General features: G+C 72.6%; 22 protein-coding genes and 1 tRNA gene. 16 read left to right on the top strand and 7 right to left on the bottom strand.

What is annotated here, in order from left to right; translation table 11 throughout:
* The 4 genes from IF23_RS0128710 (at position 1) to IF23_RS0128695 (ending at position 4,918) form a co-directional block, all read left to right on the top strand.
* A complete protein-coding gene (locus IF23_RS0128710) occupies positions 1–411 on the top strand; it encodes a PPOX class F420-dependent oxidoreductase (RefSeq protein WP_030288817.1) in 411 nt (136 codons plus the stop codon).
* A gap of 175 nt (positions 412–586) precedes the next feature.
* Complete coding sequence (gene cysS / locus IF23_RS0128705; RefSeq protein WP_030288816.1) at positions 587–1,978, top strand: cysteine--tRNA ligase; 1,392 nt, start codon at positions 587–589, stop codon at positions 1,976–1,978.
* Between the two features lie 187 nt (positions 1,979–2,165).
* Entirely contained in the window at positions 2,166–3,122 is a 957-nt protein-coding gene (gene rlmB, locus IF23_RS0128700) for a 23S rRNA (guanosine(2251)-2'-O)-methyltransferase RlmB (RefSeq protein ID WP_030288815.1), read from the top strand.
* A gap of 200 nt (positions 3,123–3,322) precedes the next feature.
* Positions 3,323–4,918 carry a DoxX family protein gene (locus IF23_RS0128695; protein WP_051739954.1) on the top strand — a complete coding sequence of 532 codons (1,596 nt, stop codon included), beginning with the start codon at positions 3,323–3,325 and terminating at the stop codon, positions 4,916–4,918.
* A 95-nt stretch (positions 4,919–5,013) separates the two neighbouring features.
* Here the strand turns inward: IF23_RS0128695 and IF23_RS0128690 are convergent, their stop codons facing one another.
* The 4 genes from IF23_RS0128690 to IF23_RS0128675 form a co-directional block, all read right to left on the bottom strand.
* A complete protein-coding gene (locus IF23_RS0128690) occupies positions 5,014–6,003 on the bottom strand; it encodes an alpha/beta fold hydrolase (RefSeq protein WP_037680093.1) in 990 nt (329 codons plus the stop codon).
* A gap of 91 nt (positions 6,004–6,094) precedes the next feature.
* The gene (locus tag IF23_RS0128685; RefSeq protein ID WP_030288809.1) at positions 6,095–6,823 is read right to left on the bottom strand and encodes a nucleotidyltransferase family protein; all 729 of its coding nucleotides are present in this window, start codon (positions 6,821–6,823) and stop codon (positions 6,095–6,097) included.
* A gap of 30 nt (positions 6,824–6,853) precedes the next feature.
* Complete coding sequence (locus tag IF23_RS0128680) at positions 6,854–7,270, bottom strand: hypothetical protein (RefSeq protein WP_030288807.1); 417 nt, start codon at positions 7,268–7,270, stop codon at positions 6,854–6,856.
* Positions 7,271–7,514: 244 nt separating this feature from the next.
* The gene (locus IF23_RS0128675) at positions 7,515–8,651 is read right to left on the bottom strand and encodes an ABC transporter ATP-binding protein (protein ID WP_030288805.1); all 1,137 of its coding nucleotides are present in this window, start codon (positions 8,649–8,651) and stop codon (positions 7,515–7,517) included.
* Between the two features lie 172 nt (positions 8,652–8,823).
* Here IF23_RS0128675 and IF23_RS0128670 point away from each other — a divergent pair.
* From IF23_RS0128670 to IF23_RS0128650, 5 genes are all read left to right on the top strand, one after another.
* Positions 8,824–8,897, top strand: a tRNA-Thr gene (locus IF23_RS0128670).
* A gap of 387 nt (positions 8,898–9,284) precedes the next feature.
* Complete coding sequence (fxsT, locus tag IF23_RS0128665; protein WP_051739953.1) at positions 9,285–11,693, top strand: FxSxx-COOH system tetratricopeptide repeat protein; 2,409 nt, start codon at positions 9,285–9,287, stop codon at positions 11,691–11,693.
* Between the two features lie 260 nt (positions 11,694–11,953).
* On the top strand, positions 11,954–12,658 hold the full coding sequence (locus IF23_RS0128660) for a hypothetical protein (protein ID WP_030288800.1): 705 nt from the start codon (positions 11,954–11,956) through the stop codon (positions 12,656–12,658).
* Positions 12,659–12,779: 121 nt separating this feature from the next.
* Entirely contained in the window at positions 12,780–13,346 is a 567-nt protein-coding gene (locus tag IF23_RS0128655) for a GNAT family N-acetyltransferase (RefSeq protein WP_030288798.1), read from the top strand.
* 184 nt (positions 13,347–13,530) lie between these two features.
* Positions 13,531–13,863, top strand: a complete 333-nt coding sequence (locus IF23_RS0128650) for a helix-turn-helix transcriptional regulator (protein ID WP_051739952.1) — start codon at positions 13,531–13,533, stop codon at positions 13,861–13,863.
* Positions 13,864–13,909: 46 nt separating this feature from the next.
* Here IF23_RS0128650 and IF23_RS0128645 read toward each other — a convergent pair whose 3' ends face one another.
* Complete coding sequence (locus IF23_RS0128645) at positions 13,910–14,713, bottom strand: hypothetical protein (RefSeq protein ID WP_030288794.1); 804 nt, start codon at positions 14,711–14,713, stop codon at positions 13,910–13,912.
* 594 nt (positions 14,714–15,307) lie between these two features.
* On the opposite strand from IF23_RS0128645, the gene IF23_RS0128640 reads away from it, so the two are divergent.
* Both IF23_RS0128640 and IF23_RS0128635 read left to right on the top strand, forming a co-directional pair.
* Positions 15,308–16,681: an MBL fold metallo-hydrolase gene (locus IF23_RS0128640; RefSeq protein WP_030288792.1), complete on the top strand. Its 1,374-nt coding sequence runs from the start codon at positions 15,308–15,310 to the stop codon at positions 16,679–16,681.
* A 200-nt stretch (positions 16,682–16,881) separates the two neighbouring features.
* Positions 16,882–17,628, top strand: a complete 747-nt coding sequence (locus IF23_RS0128635; protein WP_030288790.1) for a sulfite exporter TauE/SafE family protein — start codon at positions 16,882–16,884, stop codon at positions 17,626–17,628.
* A gap of 87 nt (positions 17,629–17,715) precedes the next feature.
* On the opposite strand, the gene IF23_RS0128630 is transcribed toward IF23_RS0128635, so the two are convergent.
* Complete coding sequence (locus IF23_RS0128630) at positions 17,716–18,003, bottom strand: metal-sensitive transcriptional regulator (RefSeq protein WP_030288788.1); 288 nt, start codon at positions 18,001–18,003, stop codon at positions 17,716–17,718.
* A gap of 114 nt (positions 18,004–18,117) precedes the next feature.
* On the opposite strand from IF23_RS0128630, the gene IF23_RS0128625 reads away from it, so the two are divergent.
* From IF23_RS0128625 to IF23_RS0128615, 3 genes are all read left to right on the top strand, one after another.
* On the top strand, positions 18,118–18,705 hold the full coding sequence (locus tag IF23_RS0128625) for a rhodanese-like domain-containing protein (protein WP_030288785.1): 588 nt from the start codon (positions 18,118–18,120) through the stop codon (positions 18,703–18,705).
* A 113-nt stretch (positions 18,706–18,818) separates the two neighbouring features.
* Entirely contained in the window at positions 18,819–19,484 is a 666-nt protein-coding gene (locus IF23_RS0128620) for a response regulator transcription factor (RefSeq protein ID WP_030288783.1), read from the top strand.
* Entirely contained in the window at positions 19,481–20,854 is a 1,374-nt protein-coding gene (locus tag IF23_RS0128615; protein WP_030288781.1) for a sensor histidine kinase, read from the top strand. Before IF23_RS0128620 ends, IF23_RS0128615 begins: the two co-directional genes overlap by 4 nt.
* Before the next feature lie 206 nt (positions 20,855–21,060).
* Here the strand turns inward: IF23_RS0128615 and IF23_RS0128610 are convergent, their stop codons facing one another.
* On the bottom strand, positions 21,061–21,897 hold the full coding sequence (locus tag IF23_RS0128610) for a COG4705 family protein (protein WP_030288779.1): 837 nt from the start codon (positions 21,895–21,897) through the stop codon (positions 21,061–21,063).
* Positions 21,898–22,078: 181 nt separating this feature from the next.
* Here IF23_RS0128610 and IF23_RS0128605 point away from each other — a divergent pair, with 181 nt between their 5' ends.
* Together IF23_RS0128605 and IF23_RS0128600 are read left to right on the top strand one after the other, a co-directional pair.
* The gene (locus IF23_RS0128605) at positions 22,079–23,182 is read left to right on the top strand and encodes an aminopeptidase P family protein (protein WP_037680095.1); all 1,104 of its coding nucleotides are present in this window, start codon (positions 22,079–22,081) and stop codon (positions 23,180–23,182) included.
* A 280-nt stretch (positions 23,183–23,462) separates the two neighbouring features.
* Complete coding sequence (locus IF23_RS0128600) at positions 23,463–24,131, top strand: pentapeptide repeat-containing protein (RefSeq protein ID WP_030288776.1); 669 nt, start codon at positions 23,463–23,465, stop codon at positions 24,129–24,131.
* The last annotated feature ends 48 nt before the right edge of the window (positions 24,132–24,179 follow it).

Here is a 24,179-nt window from a genome sequence, read left to right as displayed (position 1 = left end):
GTGACCGCCACCTTCTCCGACGCCCTCAAGAAGCTCCTCGACAGCCCCGTCGTCGTGACCGTCGCCACGCTCCAGCCGGACGGCAGCCCGCAGCTCTCCCCGGTCTGGGTGCAGCGGGACGGCGAGGAGCTGCTGATCTCCACCACCCGCGGCCGACGCAAGGCGCGGAACCTCCGCCGCGACCCCCGCGTCGGCGTCCTCGTCCAGCCCGCCGACGCCCCGGAGTCCTACGCAGAGATCCGCGGCACCGTCACCTTCACCACCGACGAGGGCCGCAGGATGCTGGACGCGGTGTCGCGGAAGTACACCGGCAAGGACTTCGCGGAGTACGCCCCGGAATCGGCGGCGGAGGGGCCCGAGGAGCGGGTGATCATACGGATCACGCCGCACAAGGTGATCGAGCGCCTCTGACCGGGCGGCCGGTGCGGCGCCGGTGTCCGGTGGCCGGAAAGACGGGGGAGAGGACGGTGGTGCGCGGCGTCGGGTGCGGCGGGCGATCCGGAGCACATCGGGCGAGTGTCACGCTTCGGTGACCGCGGGCCCCAGGGGGCACAGGGCACTCCCTCGTTCCGACTACCCTGGTTCCGTGACGATTCGCCTGTACGACACCAGCGCCCGGCAGATCCGTGACTTCACCCCGCTCGTTCCGGGCTGTGTCTCGATCTACCTGTGTGGCGCGACGGTGCAGGCTGCCCCGCACATCGGGCACATCCGGTCCGGCCTGAACTTCGACATCATGCGCCGCTGGTTCAGCTACCGCGGCTACGACGTGACGTTCGTCCGCAATGTGACCGACATCGACGACAAGATCATCAAGAAGGCCGCCGAGCAGGGCCGTCCCTGGTGGTCGATCGGGTACGCCAACGAGGTCGCCTTCAACGAGGCGTACGACGCGCTCGGCTGCCTCCGCCCGACCTACGAGCCGCGGGCCACCGGCCACATCCCCGAGATGATCGAGATGATGCGCGGCCTGATCGAGCGGGGTCACGCGTACGCCGCCGACGGCAACGTCTACTTCGACGTCCGCTCCTTCCCCGGCTACCTGGAGCTGTCCAACCAGGAGCTGGACAGCCTCCGGCAGCCGTCCGGCGAGGGCGAGACCGGTAAGCGTGACCCGAAGGACTTCGCGATGTGGAAGGCGGCCAGGGAGGGCGAGCCCAGCTGGGAGACGCCCTGGGGCCGCGGCCGTCCCGGCTGGCACCTGGAGTGCTCCGCGATGGCGCACAAGTACCTGGGCAGCGCCTTCGACATCCACGGCGGCGGCGTCGACCTGGTCTTCCCGCACCACGAGAACGAGATCGCGCAGGCCAAGGCGTTCGGCGACGACTTCGCCATGTACTGGGCGCACAACGCCTGGGTGACCATGAGCGGCGAGAAGATGTCCAAGTCGCTGGGCAACTCCGTGCTGGTCAGCGAGATGGTCAAGCGGTGGCGTCCGATCGTGCTGCGCTACTACCTCGGCACCCCGCACTACCGCTCGATGATCGAGTACAGCGAGGAGGCGCTGCACGAGGCCGAGTCCGCGTTCGCGCGGATCGAGGGCTTCGTCCAGCGTGTGGTGGAGAAGGCGGGGACCGTCGAGCCCGCCGCCGAGGTGCCGCCGGCCTTCGCCGAGGCGATGGACGACGACCTGGGCGTCCCGCAGGCGCTGGCGATCGTGCACACCACCGTCCGGCAGGGCAATTCCGCGCTGACCGCCGACGACAAGGAGGCGGCGGTCGCCCGCCTCGCGGAGCTGCGGGCGATGCTCGGTGTGCTCGGTCTCGACCCGCTCGACGAGCGCTGGTCCGGCGGTGCGGAGCGCGGCGAGGACCTGCACGGTGTGGTCGACTCGCTGGTCCGCCTCGTGCTCGACCAGCGGCAGGCCGCCCGGGGGCGGAAGGACTACGCCACCGCCGACGCCATCCGTGACCAGCTCCAGCACTCCGGTCTGGCCATCGAGGACACCCCGTCGGGTCCGCGCTGGTCGCTGTCGTGACCACTCCCGGGCACCGCACCGCCGCGCTGCCCTGACCTCGTCGCACGCCACGGCGGCACCGTCGCCGTGGCACCCCGGCCGCCGTCCGGATTCGCCCTCCCCGGCGGCCGCGGGCGACACTCAATCCATACGTACGTATCCACTCCACGTCGCGAGACGTCGAGCGCAGTGAAGAAACGGGTGACCCATGGCCGGCAACAGCCAGCGCAGGAACCGCCGCACGTCCAACAAGAAGGGCGCGCAGATGGGCAGCGGCGGCCAGCGGCGCAAGGGCCTCGAAGGCAAGGGCCCGACGCCGCCCGCCTCCGCCCGCAAGGGACATGTCAAGAATCGGGTCGCCAACGCCAAGGCGCGGCAGGTGGCGGCGCGCCGTCCCGCCCCGCGGCGCGGCGGCGCGAAGGGCACGGCCGAGCTGGTCGTCGGCCGTAACCCGGTCTTCGAGGCGCTGCGCGACGGCGTGCCCGCGACCACCCTCTACGTCCAGCAGTTCATCGACTCCGACGAGCGGGTCCGCGAGGCGCTCCAGCTCGCCACCCAGCGCGGCGACATCAATCTGATGGAGGCGCCCCGCCCCGAGCTGGACCGGATGACCAACGGCCTCAACCACCAGGGTCTCGTCCTCCAGGTGCCGCCGTACGACTACGCGCACCCCGAGGACCTGGCGGCCGCCGCGTTCGACAACGGCGAGGAGCCGCTGATCGTGGCGCTGGACGGCGTCACCGACCCGCGGAACCTGGGCGCGGTCGTCCGTTCCGTCTGCGCGTTCGGCGGCCACGGCGTGGTCGTGCCGGAGCGCCGCGCGGCCGGGATGACCGCCGGTGCGTGGAAGACCTCGGCGGGCACCGCGGCCCGTACGCCGGTGGCCCGTGCCACCAACCTGACCCGGACGCTGGAGCAGTACCAGAAGGCCGGTCTCATGGTCGTCGGGCTGGCCGCCGACGGTGAGATGGAGCTGCAGGACGTCGAGGCGCTGGACGGGCCGGTCGTGATCGTCGTCGGCAGCGAGGGCAAGGGCCTGTCGCGGCTGGTCGGCGAGACCTGTGACGTGCGGGTGCGGATCCCGATGCCGGGTGGCGCCGAGTCGCTGAACGCCGGTGTCGCCGCCGGTGTCGTCCTGTGGGAGGCGGCCCGCCGCCGCGGCTGAGCGCATCCCGCCGGGCGCCGGGCCGTGGCCCGCGTCCGGCGGCCTCGCCGCACGGAGTCACAGGGCAAGGCGTGACGCTCCGTGCGGCATCCGGCGATCCTGTGATTTTTTGACGGGTCTCGGACAGATCGGCCAGGTCAAGGCAGTGTCTTAACCGCTCGTCACTCGGTTAGATGAGCGTGGACACCAGAACACCCCGCATGCCTACGGGGGGACGCTCGCCGGGCTTCGACGACGAGCCGCCGCTGAGCTCGGTCAAGGTGCCGTGCGATCCCGCGCAGGTCATCGTCAACCACGCCAGCTTCCGCGTACAGCTCGCCGCGCCCGTCGTGGGCCGGGCCAGGGCCGGTGCCCGGGCCCCCGTGCTCGGCGCGCGGGGCGGCGGTCGCCGGGCGCCCGTGGTGTGGAGCGGCCGCACCGATCCGGGCGGCTCGGCCGGCGCCACCACCCAGCTCCTGCGCGCCGTCCGCACCTCCGGCATCGGCCTGGACACCGACGAGGGCGACGACGCCGCGGCGACGCAGATCCTGCCGCGGGTGACCGCCGACGGCGGCCCCACCGTCATCGGCCAGCGCACCCCCGCCGACGCCGACACCACGCTGCTGCGCCCGGTGCGCCCCGGCGGCGGCCCGTACGACCCGTACGGCGCCGACCGGGAGGCGTTCGCGGGCGCGCGCGACGCCGCCTACGACGACGCGTACGCGGGCGACGGCGACGCGGACCGCTTCGAGGCGCGGGAGAGCTACGCGGCCGAGCGGCGCCGCGGCGGCGACAGCGTCCGCCACGCCTACTACCCGGGCCGCCGGATGAACCTCGGCGTCGTCCTGCTGCCGCTGCGCATCTTCCTCGGCCTGATCTCGATCTACGCGGGCATGGGCAAGCTCTGCGACCCCGTCTACTTCGACGGCGGCGAGCGCGGCTCGATGGTGAAGTGGCTGACGTCGCTGGAGCCGTGGGCGCTCGCCGTGCCGCTGCGCGACTTCGCGCTGGCGCACCCGGTGGGCGCCGGGCTCACCGTTGCGTTCCTCCAGGTCGTGGTCGGTGTGCTGACCATCTGCGGGCTGTGGCAGCGGCTGGCCGCGTCGGTCGGCGCGCTGCTCTCCGCGGTGCTGCTGATGACCGTCACCTGGCACAGCATCCCGGCGTACGACGCGCCGGACATCATCTACCTCGCCGCCTGGAGCCCGCTGGTCATCGCGGGCGCCCCGGTGTACTCCCTCGACGCCCGGCTGGCCGGTGAGGCGTGGCGGCGGCTCGGCCCCCGCGTCGACGTCATCGACCTGCGGCGCCGGGTGCTGCGCCGTGGCGCGGCGATGACCGCGGTGATCGCCGGGCTGACGCTGCTGATCGGCTCGGTGCTCGGCGGCGCCGTACGGTCGGCGACGGTCACGTCCGTACCGCGGCCCGGCGAACCGGCGATCAACAACCTCCCCGGTCGGCCGCTGCCCAGCCCGCACCGGCAGGCGACCCACCCGCAGCAGACCCGGACCGCGGCCCCGCACCGCCCCGGTACGCCGCTGCCGGGCGCCGGGCACACCGCCGGTCCGACGGGCACGCCGTCCTCGCCCGCGGGCAGCAGCTCGCCGACCGCCGGGGCGACCAGCGGCGCCGGTCACCAGCCCGGCGCGGGCGCCACCACCGGCGCCCCGCAGCACTCCGCCTCGACCCGCGCCCCGGAGCCGACCACGGCGCAGCCGTCCGGCGGCACGGGCGGCGGGACCACCGGCTCCTCCGGTGACGGCGCGACCGGCAAGCCGAAGGAGCACACCGGGGCCCTGGGCGGTCTCCTGGGGTGATCCCGTAGGGGACCGGTCGGCAGCGTGGGAGCGGCCCCCGCGGACGGAGCGATTCCGTCCGCGGGGGCCGCTCTGTGCCGGGAGCCGGGCGCCCGTCAGGCCGGGTCCAGCCCCCGCAGCCACTCCAGGAGCAGGCGGTTCACCTCGTCCGGCCGTTCCTGCTGGACCCAGTGGCCGCAGCCGTCGAGGAGGTGGGTGGCGGTCAGGCCCGGCAGGGTGGTGGGGAAGGCGGCGATGGCGTCCGCGAGCCAGGTGGTGGAGGCGTCCCGGGTGCCGCCGATGAAGAGCGACGGTTGGGGGATCGGGGCGCCCTCCAGGTCGGCGGTGGCGGCCCAGTCGCGGTCGGCGTTGCGGTAGCGGTTCAGCGCGCCGGTCACTCCCGTACGGGCGAACTCACCGGCGTAGAAGTCGAGTTCGCTCTCGCCGAGCCAGGACGGGGTGCGGTCGCGGACGAAGCGGTCGCTCAGGCGGCCGCCGGGCGGGACGAAGAAGTGGCCGGCGGAGCCGTCCGGCGGCATCGTGTCGCCGGAGAGCGAGGCGTAGAAACCGGCGAGCCAGGCGCGGACGTCCGGCTCGATCTCCGCCTCGGCGCGGCCCGGCTCCTGGAAGTAGCGGACGTAGAACTCCTCGTCGCCGCCGAGCGCCGCGAAGGCGTCGGACGGCCGGACCGGTCCGCGCGGTGCGTACGGGACGCTCAGCAGGGCCACGGCGGAGCAGACGTCGGGCCGCAGCAGCGCGGTGTGCGCGGCGATCGGGGAGCCCCAGTCGTGGCCGACGAGGACCGCGTCGTCGGCGCCGAGGGCGCGGATCACGGCGGCGTTGTCGGCGACGTGCGCCGCCATGTCGTACGCCTCGACGGCCGCGGGGCGGACGGAGCGGCCGTAGCCGCGCAGGTCGAGGGCGGCGGCGCGGTAGCCCGCCGCGGCGAGCGCGGGGAGTTGGTGGCGCCAGGAGTACCAGGACTCCGGGAAGCCGTGCAGCAGCAGGACGAGCGGCCCGCTGCCCTGTTCGACGAGGTGGAGACGGCCGTCCGGGGTGTCCACCAGGCGGTGGGTCCACTGCGGTGACGGTACGGGCTGGGGCATCGGTCCTCCCGAGGGGGCGTCGGTCGCGCCAGGATGCGGCAGCCGCCCGGCGGCCCGTACACGGACTTGCCGTTTCGGCAAACCGCGGCGCTCAACCGCCCGTGGCGCCCAGCTCCTTGGCGGCTTCGGTGAGGTCCTTGGTGGTGTCGATGGCGCGCCAGTACGCGCCGTGCGGCAGGGGGTATCCGGCCAGCCGCCGTTCGCGGGCGAGCCGGGGGAAGGTGGTGCGTTCGTGGTCGCCGCGGTCCGGCAGCAGCGCGGTGAAGGCGGCGGAGAAGACGTACACCCCGGCGTTGATCAGGTACGGCGACGGCGGCGCCTCGATGAAGTCGAGGACATGGCCGAACTCGTCGGTCTCCACGACGCCCCAGGGGATACGCGGCCGGGCCAGCGCCAAGGTGGCCTCGGCGCCGCGTTCGAGGTGGAAGGCGGCCATCTCGGTGAGCGGGAAGCGGGTCCAGATGTCGCCGTTGGTGGCGTACCAGGGCTCGTCCGGGCGGGGCAGCGACGCCGCCGCGTACTTGAGGCCGCCGCCGCGCCCGAGGGGCTCGGTCTCGACGACGGTCGTGACGTTCAGCGGCAGTTCGGCCCCGGCCAGCCACTCCTCCAGGACGTGGGCGAGGTGGCCGCAGGAGACCACCACGTCGGTGACGCCCTCGGCGGCGAGCCAGGTGAGTTGGTGGCCGATGATCGGGGTTCCCGTGCCGGGAATCTCGACCATCGGCTTGGGCCGGTCATCGGTGTACGGCCGCAGGCGCGAGCCCTGGCCACCGGCCAGGACAACGGCCTGTGTCGGATAGGGATACGGGGCGACTGTCATGGTTCGCACCCTATGCGGTGCGAGGGTGGGTCACGGGGCGGTGGCGACGCCGGAGGCGAAGGAGGTGTCGCACACGGGGCGGGAGAACGCCTGCGCGCGGTGCCCGGCGCCGTACTTGGCGACGGCTGCCCGGCCCAGCGCCCGCGCGATGGAGGTGCAGTGCTTGGCGAGCGACGGCCGCTCCGTGGTGGCCCGCTGGAGGTGGGTCAGGGCCACCCCCGGGTCCTTCTCCTGGAGTTCGAGCAGCAGGCGGTCGCGGAGGACGTCCTGCGGGGCGCGGGGCCCGGACTTGGCGAGGCTCTTCCCGCTGGACGCGGTGAGCATCTGTGTGTCCGTCGACTTCGAGGCCCACGGCACGCTGGTGACCGCGAGCGTCCCGGAGAGCACGAGGACGACGGGGAGGACAAGGGCGAGAGTTCTGCCGATACGGCGGGCTGCGGAGTTCACGGTCGCGATGGTAGCGAGCGGTGATGATATGGCGACATTGCGTCACCTTATCGAGGGATGAGAGGGGCCGTTGGTGAGGGCGCGATGTTGACGAAGGGGGCGCGCGGACGTCTCTCCGCGCCCCTCGCCGCCCGGTTGCCCGTACCCGTTCCGGCGGCGGCCGAAGGCCCCGGGAACGCCGGTGGCCGGCCGCGGCGGACGAACGCCACGACCGGCAACCGGCCCGCTCCCGGGTCTCCTTGCGTCAGTCCGCCAGGCGCTCGCCCGACGACGTCGAGAAGACATGCGTCTCGCCCGGCTGCGGGACGACGTGCAGCGTGGTGCCCTTCTCCGGCACCTGACGGCCGTTGACCCGGACGACCAGGTCCTTGGGCGCGCCGCCGACCTCGACGGTCCCGTAGACGTACGCGTCGGCGCCCAACTCCTCGACGACGTTGACCGTGACGGCCAGACCGGCGGGGGAGTCCGACGCCGCCTTCGTCAGCGCCGACGCGGCGGCGCCGTTCTGCTCGACGATCTCGAAGTGCTCGGGCCGGACGCCGACGGTCACCGTCGTGTCGCCCTTGTCCGCCGCCGTGGCCAGCGCCTCCCGGCCGACCGGCACCACGCTGTTGCCGAACTTCACCCCGCCGTCGGCGATCGGCACCTCGATGAGGTTCATCGCCGGTGAACCGATGAACCCGGCGACGAAGAGGTTCGCGGGCCGGTCGTACATGTTCCGCGGCGAGTCGACCTGCTGGAGCAGCCCGTCCTTGAGGACCGCGACCCGGTCGCCCATCGTCATCGCCTCGACCTGGTCGTGGGTGACGTACACCGTGGTGATGCCCAGGCGGCGCTGGAGCCCGGCGATCTGCGTACGGGTCTGGACGCGGAGCTTGGCGTCGAGGTTCGACAGCGGCTCGTCCATCAGGAAGACCTGCGGCTCCCGGACGATCGCCCGGCCCATCGCGACGCGCTGCCGCTGACCACCGGAGAGCGCCTTCGGCTTACGCCCCAGGTACTCCGTGAGGTCCAGGATCTTCGCCGCGTCCTCGACCTTCTGCCGGATCTCCGCCTTCGGCACCCCGGCGATCTTGAGCGCGAAGCCCATGTTGTCGGCGACGCTCATGTGCGGGTACAGCGCGTAGTTCTGGAACACCATGGCGATGTCCCGGTCCTTGGGCGGCAGATGCGTGACATCGCGGTCGCCGATGCGGATCGCCCCGCCGTCGACGTCCTCCAGCCCCGCCAGCATCCGCAACGAGGTGGACTTGCCGCAGCCGGACGGACCGACCAGGACGAGGAACTCCCCGTCCTCGATGGCGATGTCGAGCTTGTCGACGGCGGGCTTGTCGGAACCCGGGTAGATACGGGTTGCCTGGTCGTACGTGACCGTAGCCATGAGGTGTCCCTTCACCGGCAGGAACGTGCCGGACGATCCGAGTAAAGGAGTGGCGCGGCCCACAACCGCGGGCCGGGCGCGACGCTACCTGCGGCGATGCCCGCTGTCAGCACCCCAGAGGTCACGAAATGGCGACCGGCATCCACCCCACCTGGGTACACTGCTCCCGCACGCCTCCTTAGCTCAGCTGGCCAGAGCACCGCTCTTGTAAAGCGAAGGTCGTCGGTTCGAATCCGACAGGGGGCTCTTTGAAAGCCCGGGTTGGAAATCTTCTGACCTGGGCTTTTTCTTGTTTGGGGCGGCGGGGGATCTCTGTTTCGTCGGTGTGGGGCGGAGGCGGGTAAGGGGCGCTGTACCTGGGGGACGCGGTGGAGTCGGCGAGGGGGGCTGCCTCGCCCCGCCGGGGTGTCGGGCCGTATCGATTGGCGGCGGTGGCGGCTGCGGGCCTGCGGGCCTGCGGGCCTGCGGGCCTGCGGGTCTACGGGAGAGGCGGGGTGGGGAACTTCCTTGCTGGGGGGCGTAGTTGTGGATGGTGGTCGGAATTTCTTGGGGTGGGACGTGCGGCAGAGGGTGCGTTCCGATGGTTCGGGGGACATCGATCAGGTCGGTGGGGACCGGGCCTGAGACGGGGGCGTGATCGGGGTGGGGGGTTCGGGGCACGATCGGATACGTCAGGAGGCGCACGCACAGCGGGACGCGCTGCAGGCGGGGCGTGACCTGTACGTGCACCTTGCCCCGGAACCGGCGCCGTCTGTCGAGTGGCCGGTGTGGGTGGGCGACGTTCCCCGTACGGCCACCGCTTTCCAGCCGCGTACCCCGTTGCGGGAGAAGGTCCGGGCGGCGCGCGGTGGGGGCGGTGATGTGGTGCTGTCCGGTCCGGGCGGGGTGGGCAAGAGCCAGCTCGCGGCGTCGTTGGCGCGGGAGCTGCGGGACCAGGAGCGTTCCGACGGGACCGGGCTGGACGTGCTGGTGTGGGCGCGTGCCGCCGACGCCGATCAGCTCATCCGCGCGTACGCGGAAGCGGCCGGTCGGCTGCGCCTTCCCGGAGCGCCGTCGGAGGACGAGGAGGGGGCGGCGCGGCTGTTCCTGCGGTGGCTGGCGGCGAGCGAGCAGCGGTGGCTGGTGGTGCTGGACGAGGTCTCCGAACCGGCTGCCGTCCGGGAGTGGTGGCCCGACACCGGAGCCGGCCGCGGCTGGGTGCTGGCCACCAGCCGACGGGAGGACGCCCAGCTCAGCGGGGAGGGCCGGGCCCTGGTACGGGTCGGTCTCTACACGGATGCCGAGGCCCGCGCCTACCTTCGGCGGCGGCTCACCGACGCCGGGCACGCCCGTCTGCACGACCCCGCCCAGGCGGGCGAGCTCGCCGCCGAACTGGGGCATCTTCCCCTGGCGCTCGGCCATGCCGCCGCGTATCTGATCAACAAGCGCACCACGATGGCCGACTATCTCGCCCTGCTGCGGGACACCCCGAGTCGGCTGGGCGATCTGCTCCCGGCGAGCGCGGACACCGAAGGCTACGGGCAGTCCGTCACCGCGTCGCTGCTGCTCTCTCTTGAGGCGATCGAGGAGGCGGACACCAGCCGGTTGGCCCGGCCCTTGCTGCACCTGGCGTCGATGATGGCTCCTCTCGGGCATCCGGCCAACGCGTGGACCACACCGGAAGCGCTTGAGTACCTGCGTACCGCACGTCCACCGCAGCGCCGTCGACTGCGCAAATATCACCCACCCGTCACCGAGGAGGAGGTACGCACCGCGCTGGAGCAGGTGCGCACCTACGCCCTGATCACCCAGGACACCGACACCGCCCCCTTGCGGATGCACGCCCTGACCGCCCGCGCCGTGCAGGAGACCATCCCGTCCGGGAGCCTGCCTGCCACCGCCCGTATCGCCGCCGACGCCATCATCGGTCTGTGGCCCCGCCACGAACACAGCGAGCGGGAATTGGCTGCCCAGCTGCGCGCCAAAGTGATCCGTCTGGAGGAGCTCACCAGACCGGCCCTGTGGCAGCCCGCGATTCACCCGTGTGTGCACAAGGTGAGCCGCAGTTTCACCGATGCGGGCCGCTTTCTCCAGGCGATCGAGTACGGCGAGGAGTGTGTCCGTCGCAGCGAGAGGATTCACGGACCGGACCATTTCGAGACCTTCAACGCCCGCCATCACCTGGCGAATTCCTACAGTGCGGCGGGTCGGGTGCAGGAGGCCCTAGAACTGCGCAAGTGGGTTCTTGCTGTCCGGGAGCGGTCTTTGGGCCCGGACCACCCCGAAACTCTCAAAGCCCGCAACAATCTTGCCAATTCCTACAGTGCGGTCGGGCGCCTGTCGGAGGCTCGTATGCTGCGTGGCCGGGTCCTTGACGGATGGGAGAAGGTGGCGGGTCCGAAAGACGCCCGCGCCATCGGTGCCCGCAACAACCTCGCGAACTCCTACAGTGCGGCGGGGATGTTCGCGGAGGCTCGCACTCTTCGTGAGAAGGTCCTTCGCGACCGGAAAGAGGAATTGGGCCCGGACCACCCCGACACCCTCCGTGCCCTCAACAACCTTGCCAACTCCTACAGTGAGGCGCGGCAGTTCCGGGAAGCTCTCGATCTGAGCGAACGGGTTCTCGCCGACCGGGAGCGGATTCTGGGTCCGGACCACCCCGACACTCTCGATGCCCGTAGCAATCTCGCTGTCTCCCGGTGGGAAGCCGGACAGTTCCAGAAGGCTCTGGAGTTGTTCGAGCGGGTTCTCGCCGACCGGGAGCGGCTTTCGGGGCCGGACCATGCCGACACCTTCAGTGCCCGCCACAACCTCGCTGCTTCCTACCGGGAAGTCGGGCGGCTCCAAGAGAGCCTGGCGCTGCGCGAGCGGATTTACGCCGACCGGAAGAGGGTGTTGGGCGCGAACCACCCCGTCACCCTCGTCGCCAGTGACCAACTCATGGCCACACACCGCCGCCTCACCGGTGAGGGCGAGGAAACCGACTCGGGATCGGACGCGGAACTGCCGCCCACCGCATCCGACCGCCCGCCGCCCCTCGAACCTCCTGAGCAAGAGGAGTGAACGCCGGTGCCACCCACCTTTCCGCCCGCCCTGATCGGGGTCGACTGGTATATCTCCGGAGCTTCCCTTCCTGCCAAGTAGGCGTTCCCGTACGGACATTAAGCTCATGCGGTCGATGTCCATGTGGGCGAGGGGGAATTGTGGCGACACCGCGGATCAGGCGAGGGCGGAGTGGTACGGCTGCGCGGCGGGCTCGGCTTGCCAGAGCGGGGAGAGCGCCGGGCACGCCGCCGGGTGCGGAGGGGGGCGAAGGGGCGTCGTTGCGCGACCGGAAGCTGTGGATCGGCGCCTTCGTGACGGTCTTGACCGGTTTCGTCGCCCTGGTTTTTCAAGGGGGGTGGGAATGGGTTCAGGGGAAGTTGTCGGATCCCCCGGGACTTACGGCGTATTCCTCCGGTCTCATCGGGTGTAATCCGCGATATCTGGATGCGCCGTTGGCGGAGCTGCACAAGCAGATCAAAACGATCGACCACCGGGGCGTCCACATTCCGACCGCCGACGACTGGCCTTCGCTCCCCGTCACCCTTCAGACGAGTACGCCCCAGGCGATAGTCGTCACGGGGGTCAAGGTCTCCGTGCTCTCCACCCGACCGCTTCCTGAGCACGGATCGGTCGTCGACGCCGAATGCGGTGGCGGGATGGATGAGCGGCCCTTCGACGTCGATCTGACCGCCGACCCCGTCTCCGTGAAGCCGAGCGTGGAGCGTACGGGGCAGGGGAAGGTGATCCAGGGGCACGATTTCCCTTTCAAAGTGGCGTCCGGGGATCCGGAGCAGTTCACCTTCAACATCAGGAATGTCGCCCAGGACGCGCGATTCGCGATCACCTTTTCCTGGGTCTCCGACGGAGAGCCGGGGAGTACGCGGTTGGACAATGACGGCCATGGCTACCGCGTGATGAATCTGCCGAAGAACTTGCCCCGCTACAGCAAGGGCGAGGTCGGCAGGGGGAAGCCCGCGTCGTAGCCGTGCGGGCGATTTCGGCTGCGTGGTGTGTGTGCGGCGTCGCGCTCCGTTCGGTATTTCGGTGGGGCGGCGGCCCGCCGGTTACTCTGCCTCGTTCCGACCCGGCCAGGAGGTTTCCGCCATGAGCAGCAGTGCGTCGTCCCTTCCCGATGTGTCGCCCTTTCCCGAGCGGATGGAGCTTTCGGGGGAGGGGCTCGTCCTCCGTGACTGGACGGAGGAGGACCGGGGCGCGATGCCCGAGCTGTTCGATCACCCGGATATCGCGTACTGGACGCCGGTCGTGTCGCCCTTCGACGAAGCGGCAGCCGACGATCGGCTGGTCCGGGCCCGGCAGCTGCGGGCCGAGGGGAAGGTCATCATGCTGGCCGTCACCGTCGACGGCGGCGCACCCCTCGGCGAGGTCATGCTGCGGCGCGCCCCCGAGGGGACGGAGCTGGGGTACGCGATCGGCCCGGCGCACCGCGGGCAGGGACTGGCGGCACGGGCGGTGCGGGTGATGGCCAGGTACGCCTTCGAGGTGCTGGGCGTGGACCAGGTGATCCTGGAGTTGGAGGCGGAGAACGCGGCGAGCATGGCCGTGGCCACCAAGGCCGGTTTCCGCCTGCTCGACGTACCGCTGATCACGGGGGAGGAGAAGGGGCGGGCCTATGAGCTGCAGACATGGGGGCTGGACCGCGAGCGGGCGTGACGCCCGGGGCCGAGGCGGAGGGGCTGATCCGGCCTGGTGTGTGGGGTCCGGTGCCCGAGCGGGTGGCTTGAAGTAGGTGCTTCGAAGGATTTTCGGCGCCAACCAGGTTTTTAGTCGAAGCTAAAGGTGGCATCCTTACGAGGAGTCAATTACTCGCTTCCCTGAGACAGGTTGGGGTGACCACATGGGCTACTTCACTCGTGACGAGGACCGAACGGGCTTGGCAGCCGCCCAGGTGGCCAGGCAATGTACGGCTTCCCTGTCCGGCTTGCTGGCAGGGCTGGGCATGACGCGCTCGGACCTCGCGAAGGCCATGGGCGTGAGCCCGGGGCGGGTGAGCCAGATCCTGTCGGGCGATGCCAACCTGACCGTCCGGACGCTCGCTGCCGCCGCGCAGGCGCTGGACGCCGATGTGGAGATCGTCTTCAAGCCGCGCCCGCAGTCGGCACAGACCCTCGCCCAGGGTGCCGGGGCCACGTCCCTGGTGGGTGGGAGCGGCTCCGCCGCGCGTCACTGACCGTTGCGTCGGCAGACTGACCGAAATTCGCCCCCGGGCAGCGGGATCAGGGTCCCAGGTGCTGCCCACGTGTCAGCAAGCGCTCGAACCACCGCCGCTGCGTCGGCATCTGACTGCTGAAGGCATCGGGTGACATCGCCTTCGCCACCACGGCGCACAGCTCCGTGTCCTCGCTCCGGCGTCCGTGCACGTAAGCGAATCGCAGCAGGTGCCCGCAGTGCGCAAGGGCGGTACCGAACTCCTGCCGCTGAGCGATGATCTCGTCTTCGGTCCGGGCGCGCCCGTCCTGGCGGCATTCCTCGTCGATGCGGGTCTGGACGTCCAGCGCCGAATCGATCGACTGCTTCACATCCGAATAGATGCCGTTAATCGTCTTGGTCGCACTGGCGAGACGGTGACGTTCCAGCAGATACAGCTTCAGATCGTGGGCGAATATCCTGAGCTGGGTGGATGTGTGAACGCGATCGAGGAAGCGGTCCACCCAGGTGCAGGCATCCAGATTCATGCGGTGCGCCAGTCGTTCCTTCACCAGCGCGATGCCCAGAGTCATGAATCGGACGTACGACTGCGACACCTCGTCCTGCTTCCGCCGCGGCAATGCGGCAGCCCCGGTGGCGGCGCCCGCCACCACCGGCGGGATCGATGCCGCGTGCGGCAGCAGGAGTACGGCGCCGGTCGCGACCGCGCCCATCAGTGTCAGCACCGTCACCATCAGGCCGAACGATGCCCAGCTGCCGAGCAGGCGCCCCTTGCCGGTGAACTCGCGCGCCAGACCGATCCACGCCAGAGCCGCGCTCACGACGGCAGGTAAGAGGTAATCGCCCAGCCAGGCGTCGTGGCTCCAGTTCATCGGCAACGCCCCCAGACGTTCAACGGACGGTCCGGCCCGCGGAGGGAGGGCGAAGCCGGGTGGGTCTCGCCCACGCAGCGCACAAGCGTGCGATTCTCTTCGCCGTGCACCTGCAGAGAAGTTCCGCGAGTACGTCCGATGATGCCATCCGGCGGAATAACGCACCGTTACCTTGCGCGGCAAATTGGCCAAGGCATTTAACCGCCGCGGCGAAGAAAAGCACGAAATGCTCAAGGCGCCTTTGCGCGGCAAACGCATGCCGGGGAATGGGTGCTCGCGTCGGTGTGCGCTCGTGGATTCGTGCCGGGCCTGTGGTGGGGGTGCGGTCGGCGGGACGGTGGCCGTGGTGGGGGCGGGGCTGTCCCGTCGGATCTTCGTCGTCCAGGGGGCTGACGGCTCCTGTGTGTGCTCGGTGGCCGGTGTCCGATCGTCGTCGCGTACGAGGTGCCGGAACGGCCCGGGCGCGAAGGTCTCGCGTTGTCGCAGGTCAGGGTGCCTCCTCCGTCTCCGTCCCTCGCTCAGGAATACCCCCAGGGGTACCCGTGTTACGGTCGATATACCCCGGGGGGTAACCGGAACGGAAGGAAGTGCCTCGTGTTCTTCGTGGAGACTCTTGAGATCGCCGGGCTGGGCAACCGCAGCTACCTGGCCGGAGGCGGGCGGACCGCGGTGGCGGTGGATCCGCCGCGGGATGTGGAGCAGGTGCTCGCGGCGGCGGCTCGGCGGGGGGTGCGGATATCCCATGTGGTCGAGACGCATCTGCACAACGACTACGTCACCGGCGGTCTGGAGCTGGCGCGGATCACCGGGGCCGCCTACCTTGTACCGGCCGGGGCTTCGGTGGAGTTCGCGCGGACGGCGGTGCGGGACGGGGACCGGGCGGAGATCGACGCGGACGCGGGGCTCGCGCTGCGGGCGTTGGCGACGCCGGGGCACACGCCGCACCACACCTCGTACGTCCTGGAGGAGAACGGCGTCGATGTCGCCGTGTTCACCGGCGGGTCGCTGCTGATCGGGACCGTCGGGCGGCCCGACCTGGTCGAGCCGCGGCTGACCGAGGAGCTGGCGCGGGCGCAGCACGCCTCCGCGCACCGGCTGGTCGCCGAACTGCCGGACGCGGCGGCGGTGCTGCCCACGCACGGGTTCGGCAGTTTCTGTGCGGCGGGCGGGACGACCGGGGAGTCCACCACGATCGGCGCGGAGCGGGCGTCCAACGCGGCGCTGACCCGCGAGGTGGGGGCGTTCGTCGCGGAGCTGCTGGCGGAACTGGACGATATCCCTGCCTATTACGCGCACATGGGGCCGGCCAACGCCGCGGGGCCCGCGCCCGTCGACCTCACCCCGCCCGCCGTCGCCGACGCCGCGGAGATCGCCGAGCGGCTGGCCGCCGGGGAGTGGGTGGTCGATCTGCGGCACCGGGTCGCCTTCGCCGAGGGGCATGTGGCCGGTTCGCTCAACTTCGAGGGGGACGGGCAGCTCGCCACGTATCTGGCCTGGCTGATCCCGTGGGGGAAGCCGGTGACGCTGCTCGCCGAGTCGGCCGGTCAACTCGCTGACGCACAGCGGGAGTTGGTGCGCGTCGGGATCGAGCGTCCGGCCGCGGCGGCCACCGGGGACCCGGCGGGCTGGATGCGGGACGGCGAGGCCCTCGCGTCCTTCCCCCGGGCGACCTTCGCCGATCTCGGGGCGCGGGGCGCGCGCGGCGGGGACGGTGTCGTCGTCCTCGACGTCCGCCGGGACGGTGAGCGGGCGAACGGCTTCATCGCGGGGTCGGTCCATGTGCCGCTGCACACGCTGCACCGGCGTCTCCAGGACGTTCCCGCAGGTCAGGTCTGGGTGCACTGTGCGGGCGGGATGCGGGCGGCCATCGCCGCCTCGCTGCTCGACGCGGCGGGCCGGGACGTCGTGGCCGTCGACGACTCCTTCGACGCGGCCGAACGGGCCGGACTCACCGTCCGCCCCGCCTGACCCCACCGCGACCCGAGAGTGAGCACCCTCAGCATGATTTCCCGTTCCTGTGGACGCGCCCCCGCCGCCCCGGCGTGCGGCGCCGCCCGTAGTCGTACCCCTGGGGGTATCGCTCCCGGGGGCGTCGGTCCCGTACCGCACCCGGGGCGGGTGGCGTACGCCGCCGTCGGCGGGGCGTGCGTCACCGGTGGGTGGCCCATATGAGTGCGGTCGTCTTCGCGCTGGTCGCGGGCGCGGTCATCGGTATCGCGCTGGGGGCGCTCGGGGGCGGCGGCAGTGTGCTGGCGGTGCCCGCGCTGATCTATCTGCTCGGCTTCACGCCGGTCGCGGCGACCACCGCGAGCCTGATCATCGTGGCCGCCACCTCGGCCACCGCGCTGCTCGCGCACGCCCGGGACGGGCAGGTGCGGTGGCGTACGGGGCTGCTCTTCGCGGCGGCGGGGATCGGACCGGCGATGCTGGGCGGTGCGCTCGCGGGGCGGTTGCCGACCGCGCTGCTGACCGTCGCCTTCGCGGCGCTCGCGGGGACCGCGGCGTTCCGGATGCTCCGGGGCCGGACCCCCGCGGAGGGCTCCGGGGAGATACGGACCGGCCGGGCGGTGGCCGCCGGTGCCGGGCTCGGGGCGGTCACCGGGGTGCTCGGGGTCGGCGGCGGGTTCCTCGCCGTTCCGGCGCTCGTCGGGGTCCTCGGTATGCGGATGCGGGCGGCGGTGGGCACCAGCCTGCTGGTCATCACCGTCAACTCGGTGGCCGCCCTGGGGCTGCGCGCCGGGACCGCGTCCGGTCTGAACTGGGCCGTCATCGGGCCGTTCGCCGGGGCGGCGATCCTGGGCGCCTGGGACGGCAAACGGCTGGCGGCCAAGGTGTCCGGCCCGGTCCTGCAGCGCGTCTTCGCCGTCGTCCTGCTCGCGGTGGCGGCGTTCATGCTGGTGGACGCGGTCGTATGAGCCGTCAACGGAACCACCGCCGTCCCGGGACGTGCCGTTCCGGCCCGGCGGGTACGGGACGGCCGCCCGCCGGACGGCCGTCGGGCCCTACGCCAGCGACAGGAAGAGTTTCTCCAGGCGGGCCCGCATCTGCTCGGTGTCCTCGCCGGTCCGCGCGCCGGACTCGATGTCCGCCACGCACTGCTGCAGGCCGGTCGCGATGATCGCGAATCCGGCGCGGTCCAGGGCCCGGGAGGCGGCGGCCAACTGTGTCACGACGTCCTCGCAGTCCCGGCCCTCCTCGATCATCCGGATCACCCCGGAGATCTGACCCTGCGCCCGCCGCAGCCGATTCAGCACCGCCTTCAACGAGGCGCCCTCAAGCTCCAGTTCCACGACCACGCTTCCGTTCCCTGACCGGGCCGCCGTTCCCGACCGCTCCGCTGCGATACCCCTAGGGGTACTGTACGTCCCGGTTCGGGAGGGCGGCGACCCTTGGAGGACCCCGCCATGACCCGTTCCACCACCCCCACCGCCCTCGACGCCGCCCGGGCCCACGCCCGGCTCTCCGGGCTGACCGTCATCGACGTCCGGACGCCTGGCGAGTACGCCGGAGGCCATCTGCCCGGCGCCCTCAACATCCCGCTCGACCACCTCGACCGCGCACTGTCCGGGATACGGGACGCGGCCGACCGCCGCGACCTGCTGATCGTGTGCGCCTCCGGTGCCCGCTCGGCGCGCGCCTGCGCCCTCCTCGCCGAGCGGGGCGTCCCGGCGGCCACCCTCGACGGCGGCACCGCCGGGTGGGCCGCCGCCGGATACGAGGTGGAGCGGCCCGCCGCCTGCGAGATCCGGGCGGGCTGGAGCATGGAGCGGCAGGTGCGGTGCGCCGCGGGCTCGCTCGTCCTGCTGGGGCTGGTCCTCGGCCTGTTCGTGCACCCCGCGTTCCAGCTCCTCTCCGCCGGGGTGGCGGGCGGGCTGGTCTTCTCCGCGCTCACCGACACCTGCGGGATGGCGGCGGTCCTCGCCAAGCTGCCGCACAACCGCCCCCGCGGCACGGACCTGGACGCGACGCTGGCGGCGCTGCGGGAGAGCTGAGGGGAGCGGGACGGGCCGGAGGCGCGGCGCTTCGTCTACAGTGCTGTAGACATTGCCGTGGGCGTCCCGCCCGTCCCTGCCCGCCCGGACCCGGGTCCGTGAGGTGACCGCCGTTGCATCCCGCCACGATCCTGGTCGTCGAGGACGATCCCGCGCTGCGCGACGTCCTGGTGCGCGGACTGCGGGAGGAGGGGTTCGGGACCGCCGCCGCCCCGGACGGGGCCGGTGCGCTGCGGCTCGTCGGCGACGGTGTCGACGCGGTGGTGCTGGACATCGGACTGCCGGACGCGGACGGACGCGACGTCTGCCAGGCGATGCGGACGCGCGGATTCCTCCGGCCGGTCGTCTTCCTCACCGCGCACGGCGGGCTCACGGACCGGCTGAGCGGCTTCTCCTCGGGCGGCGACGACTATCTGTCCAAGCCGTTCCACCTCGCCGAACTCACCGCGCGGCTGCGCGCCGCGCTCCGCCGGTCCGGCGCCGCGACCGGCCTCGCCACCGGGGACCTCACCCTCGACCCGGTGCGGCACGGCCTGTCCGTACGGGGCGTCGAGACGGCGCTGACGCCCACCGAGTTCCGGCTGCTCGCCGCGCTGCTGGCCGAACCGGGCGCGGTGGTGCGCCGCCGGGAACTGGTCCGCGCCGGATGGCCGGCCGGGGCGCAGGTCAGCGACAACACCCTCGACCAGTACCTGAGCCGGCTGCGGCGCAAGCTCCGGGACACCGGCAGCACCCTGACGATCGGCACCGCCCGCGGCATCGGGCACCGCCTGTCATGACCGGCCCCGCCCGGCCCCGCCGCGGCCCCCGCACCCTGCGCGGACGGCTCTCCCTGGCCGCGCTGACCTGCGCCGCCTCGGTGATGGTGCTGCTCACCGTCGTCTGCAACCTGGTCGTCCGCCACCACCTCCAACGGCAGGCCGACGACGAACTGCGCACCCGGGTCACCGCGGTGGCCGCCACCGTCGACACCCGCCGCACCCCGGTACGCGTCCTGGAGACGGCCGACGACGCGCCCCTCGACACCAATGTGTGGATCTACGCGGGCCCCCGCCTCCTCGAACACCCCGCCGCCGCCCCGGCCGGTTCCCCGCTCGGCCACGCCGCGGCCCGCCTCGCCGCCCACGGCGACAGGCGGTGCGCGGTCCACGGCGCCGGGGCCCCGGTACGCCTGTGCGCGGCCCCGGTGGGCGCCCCCGCCGCACCCGGCCGACCCGTGGCCGCCGTCGTGGCCGCCCTGGACCTCGGCCCCTACCGCGCCTCGGCCGCCACCCTGCTGTGGGCCTCCCTCGCCCTGGACGGCGTGGTGCTGGCGGGTGCGTACGTACTGACCTGGCTGGCCGTGGGGCGGGCGCTGCGCCCGGTGACGGAGATGACCGACCAGGCCACCCGGTGGAGCGCGGTCGCCTCCCCGCACCGCCTGGCCGGTGCCGGACGCCCCGCCGAACTGACCCGGCTCGGTGCCTCCCTGGACGAGCTGCTGGACCGGATCCGCGCGGTGCTCCGCCACGAACAGCAACTCACCCGGGAGCTGTCGCACGAGCTGCGCACGCCCCTGGCGCGGATCACCGCCGAACTCGACTGGTGGCGGGCGCGCCCGCGCTCCGCCGCCGAGACCGCGACGGTCCACACACACCTCACCGACGCCGCCGACGCCATGCGCGCCATCTGCGACACCCTCCTCGACGACGCCCGCGCCACCGCCCGCACCACCCCGGGGACCGGCGACGCGGTGGCCACGCTGCGGCGCCTCGCGGACCGGCTCACCCGCCCGGACGGGCCCGCCGTCACGGTCACCGGCCCGGACACGGCGGCCACCGGGGTGTCCGGGCCGCTGCTGGAACGCATCGTCGGGCCGCTCGTCGACAACGCGCTGCGGTACGCGCGTACCGCGGTCGGTATCCGGGTCGGGCGGGCGGACGGCACCACCACGGTGGAGGTCACCGACGACGGTCCCGGGGTCCCGCCCGCCTTCGCCGCCGAGCTGTTCCGGCCGGGCAGCCGGGCCGATCCGGCGGACGGGCACGGCGGCGCGGGGCTGGGCCTGCCGCTCGCCCGGCGGCTGGCCCGCGCCGCGGGCGGCGAGGTGGACCACGAGGCCGGAACCCCGTCCGGGGCGCGCTTCGTGGTCACCCTGCCCGGCGGCTGACCGGGCCCGTCAGCGCTCCCGGGGACGGCGGCCCGGAACAGGGCGGTGGTGACCTCTTCGCCCAGCCCCTCGGACTGGGCGTAGAGGTAACCGGCCGTCTCGCCGCGGGAATACGGCCGGGGGGACGTGCCGTCACCGGGTGGCGACGGCAGACGCCGCCCGACCCTCCCAGCCGCTTCCTGGACGGATCCTGAGCGCCGCCGCCCTCAGCCCTCCTGCGGACCCCCGTCCTCCGGTGCGGCGACATCGCGCCGGGTCACGGTCAGGAACACCACCAGGACCAGGACGACCGCCAGGAACAGCACGCTGGTGAGGACGGTGCCGATGCCCAGCCCGCCGTCGGTGAACGGCTGCGCGAGGTAGTCCCCGAGGGAGGCGCCCAGCGGCCGGGTCAGCACGTAGGCGGTCCAGAAGCTGCCCACCGCGCCCAGGGCGCGGGTGGAGCGCGCCGCCGCCACCACGGCGAGGGCGGCGGCGAACAGTACGGCGGAGAGCGAGTAGCCCAGGTCCAGGCGCTCGGCGACCAGATCGCCCGCGGCGGTGCCCAGGGCGAAGGTGAAGAGCACGGCGAGCCAGTAGAAGAACTCCCGGCGGGCGGTGTCGATGTGGTGGATGGAGAGCGTCCGCTCGCTGCGGAACCACAGGACGAACACCACCGCGAGAAGGAGCGCGAAGGCGGCGGTGGAGGCTTCCAGGGGTACGCCGAGGTTGTCGGTCAGGTTGTCGCTGAGCAGCGTGCCGACGACGCTGATCAGCGCCACCGCCGACCAGTAGACGCCGGGCCGGTAGGCGGCGGTGCGGAACTGCGCCACGAGCGCCCCGGCCAGCACCGCGCTCATCAGCAGCGACACCCCGGTCAGCCCGAGGCCCAGCTTCTCGTTGAGCAGATCCGCGGCCGTCTCACCGACCGTGGTGCAGAGGATCTTGATCACCCAGAAGTACGGGGTGACCTCCGGGACCTTGTTACGGCGGGGACGGGGACGGGGGCGCGCGGCGCCGGTCGGCCCGTGGGCCGGGACGGCTGCGGAGATGTCAGCACTCATGCCGCCCGACCGTGCCACCCGGGTTCTGAACACATCCTGAACGCCGCACGGGCGCCCGCCGGGGGCGCGCGGGCCGGGCGTCCGCGCCGGTGGCCGAGCGGATCGCGCCCCCTCGGCCGACCGCCCGGAACGGGTGCGGGCGCCGGAGCGGCGGGCGTACATTGCGGCCATGGCGACCTCCATGACGCGTGACGCTTACGAGCGACGGATGGAACGGGCCGCCGCCGCGGCTGCCGCGGCGGGACTCGACGGCCTGATCGTGACGCCCGGCCCGGACCTGGGCTGGCTCTGCGGCTACCAGGTCACCGCGGTCACGGAACGGCTGACCGCCCTCGTCCTCACCCCCGGCGCCCGGCCCCGCCTGCTGGTGCCAGCCCTGGAACGCCCGGACGCCGAGGCGTCCCCGGGCGCCGGGGCACTGGCCGTCACCGGATGGGGCGACGGCGCCGACCCCTACGCGGAACTGGCGGCCTGGCTCGACCCCCGGGGGCGCTACGGCGTCTCGGACTCCACCTGGGCGCTGCACCTCCTCGGCCTCCGGCGGACCCTGCCGGAGAGCGGCTACGGCGCGCTCTCCGAGGCGCTGCCGATGCTGCGCGCCGTGAAGGACGCGTACGAGGTCGAGCGGATGGCGGCGGCGGGCGCCGCGGCCGACGCGGCGTACGACGACATCCTGGGGCTGCCGTTCGCCGGGCGCCGCGAACGCGAGGTGGCCGCCGACCTCAGCCGGTTGCTGATCCGCCACGGCCACAGCCAGGTCGACTTCACCATCGTCGGCTCCGGCCCCAACGGCGCCAACCCGCACCACGAGGCGGGCGACCGGCTGATCGAGGACGGCGACATGGTCGTCCTCGACTTCGGCGGTCTCAAGGACGGCTACGGCTCCGACACCACCCGCACGGTCCACGTCGGCGAGCCGACCGCCGAGGAGCGCGCGGTGCACGACATCGTCCGCGAGGCGCAGCAGGCGGCGTTCGAGGCGGTGCGCCCCGGGGTGGCCTGCCAGGAGATCGACCGCGTCGCCCGCCGGGTGATCAAGGCCGCCGGGTACGGCGAGTACTTCATCCACCGCACCGGCCACGGCATCGGCGTCACCACCCACGAACCGCCGTACCTGGTCGAGGGCGAACATCTGCCCCTCGTCCCCGGTATGTGCTTCTCCATCGAACCCGGCATCTACCTGCCGGGCCGCTTCGGCGTCCGCATCGAGGACATCGTCACCTGCACGGAGACGGGTGGCCGCCGCCTCAACACCACCGGGCGGGAGCTGGCACCGGTGCGGTGACGCCACCGGCGACCGCCTCCCCCGGGGAGCCCCGAAACACTTTTCCGTACGACATCCCCGCAGGTCGGAACGGGTGCCGGAGCCGTCAGCGACGGGCGGACGACGCCGTGGCGGGGCCGGTACCGCCGGGGATTGTCAGTGGTGTGGTTCACGATGGGTGGGCAGTTGGCGGTGGGGCGCACGCACGGTGTGTCCGGCCGGTCGGTCAGCCGCGGCGGGCACGGGGGTGTCGCCGCGGCCGGGCGGCGGGCGCACCGCGGCGAACGGAAGGCGGTGGAGCGTGGCAGGGTGGCGTACGGGGACGGTCCGGGCGGTGCGCCGGGCGGAGGTGAGACTGCCCGAGCTGACGGCGTACGACGGCGGGGAGCTGGAGCCCGAAGGGGACTACGAAGGGCTGGAGTTCACGGACCTGGACGCGGCGGGCCAGTCGGCGCGCGGCGCCCGGTTCATGGACTGCGCGCTCCGCCGCTGCGCGCTCGACGAGACGGAGCTGAGCCGCGCCCGGTTCATCGACACCGTGCTGAGCGGCACCCGGGGCGTCGGCACGGACCTCTCCCGGGCGGCGCTGCGCGATGTGGAGGTCAGCGACGCCCGGTGGGGCGGTACGCAGCTGCACGGCGCGGTGCTGGAGCGGGTGGTGGTGCGCGGCGGAAAGATCGACTTCCCGAATCTGCGGACCGCGAAGCTGCGGGACGTGGTCTTCGAGGGCTGCGTCCTGGTCGAGGCGGACTTCTCCGGCGCGGAGCTGGAGCGCGTCACCTTCGAGGACTGCACGGTCGCCCGCGCCGACTTCACCGGCGCCCGGATGAAGGACGTCGACCTGCGGGGCGCCGCCGCCCTCGATGTGGCCCGCGGCATCGACGGCCTCTCCGGCGCCGTCATCAGCCCCGCCCAACTCCTCGACCTCTCCCCGTCGTTCGCCGCCCACCTGGGGGTACGGGTGGAGTGAGAGGCGGCGGAGGCCGGACGACCGGGTGCGGCGGGGGCGGGGCGGGTG

Origin of the sequence: Streptomyces catenulae (genome assembly GCF_000718015.1) — a bacterium.
In the GTDB taxonomy this organism is placed as follows: domain Bacteria; phylum Actinomycetota; class Actinomycetes; order Streptomycetales; family Streptomycetaceae; genus Streptomyces; species Streptomyces catenulae.
This window is presented reverse-complemented; position numbering and strand designations above follow the sequence as displayed.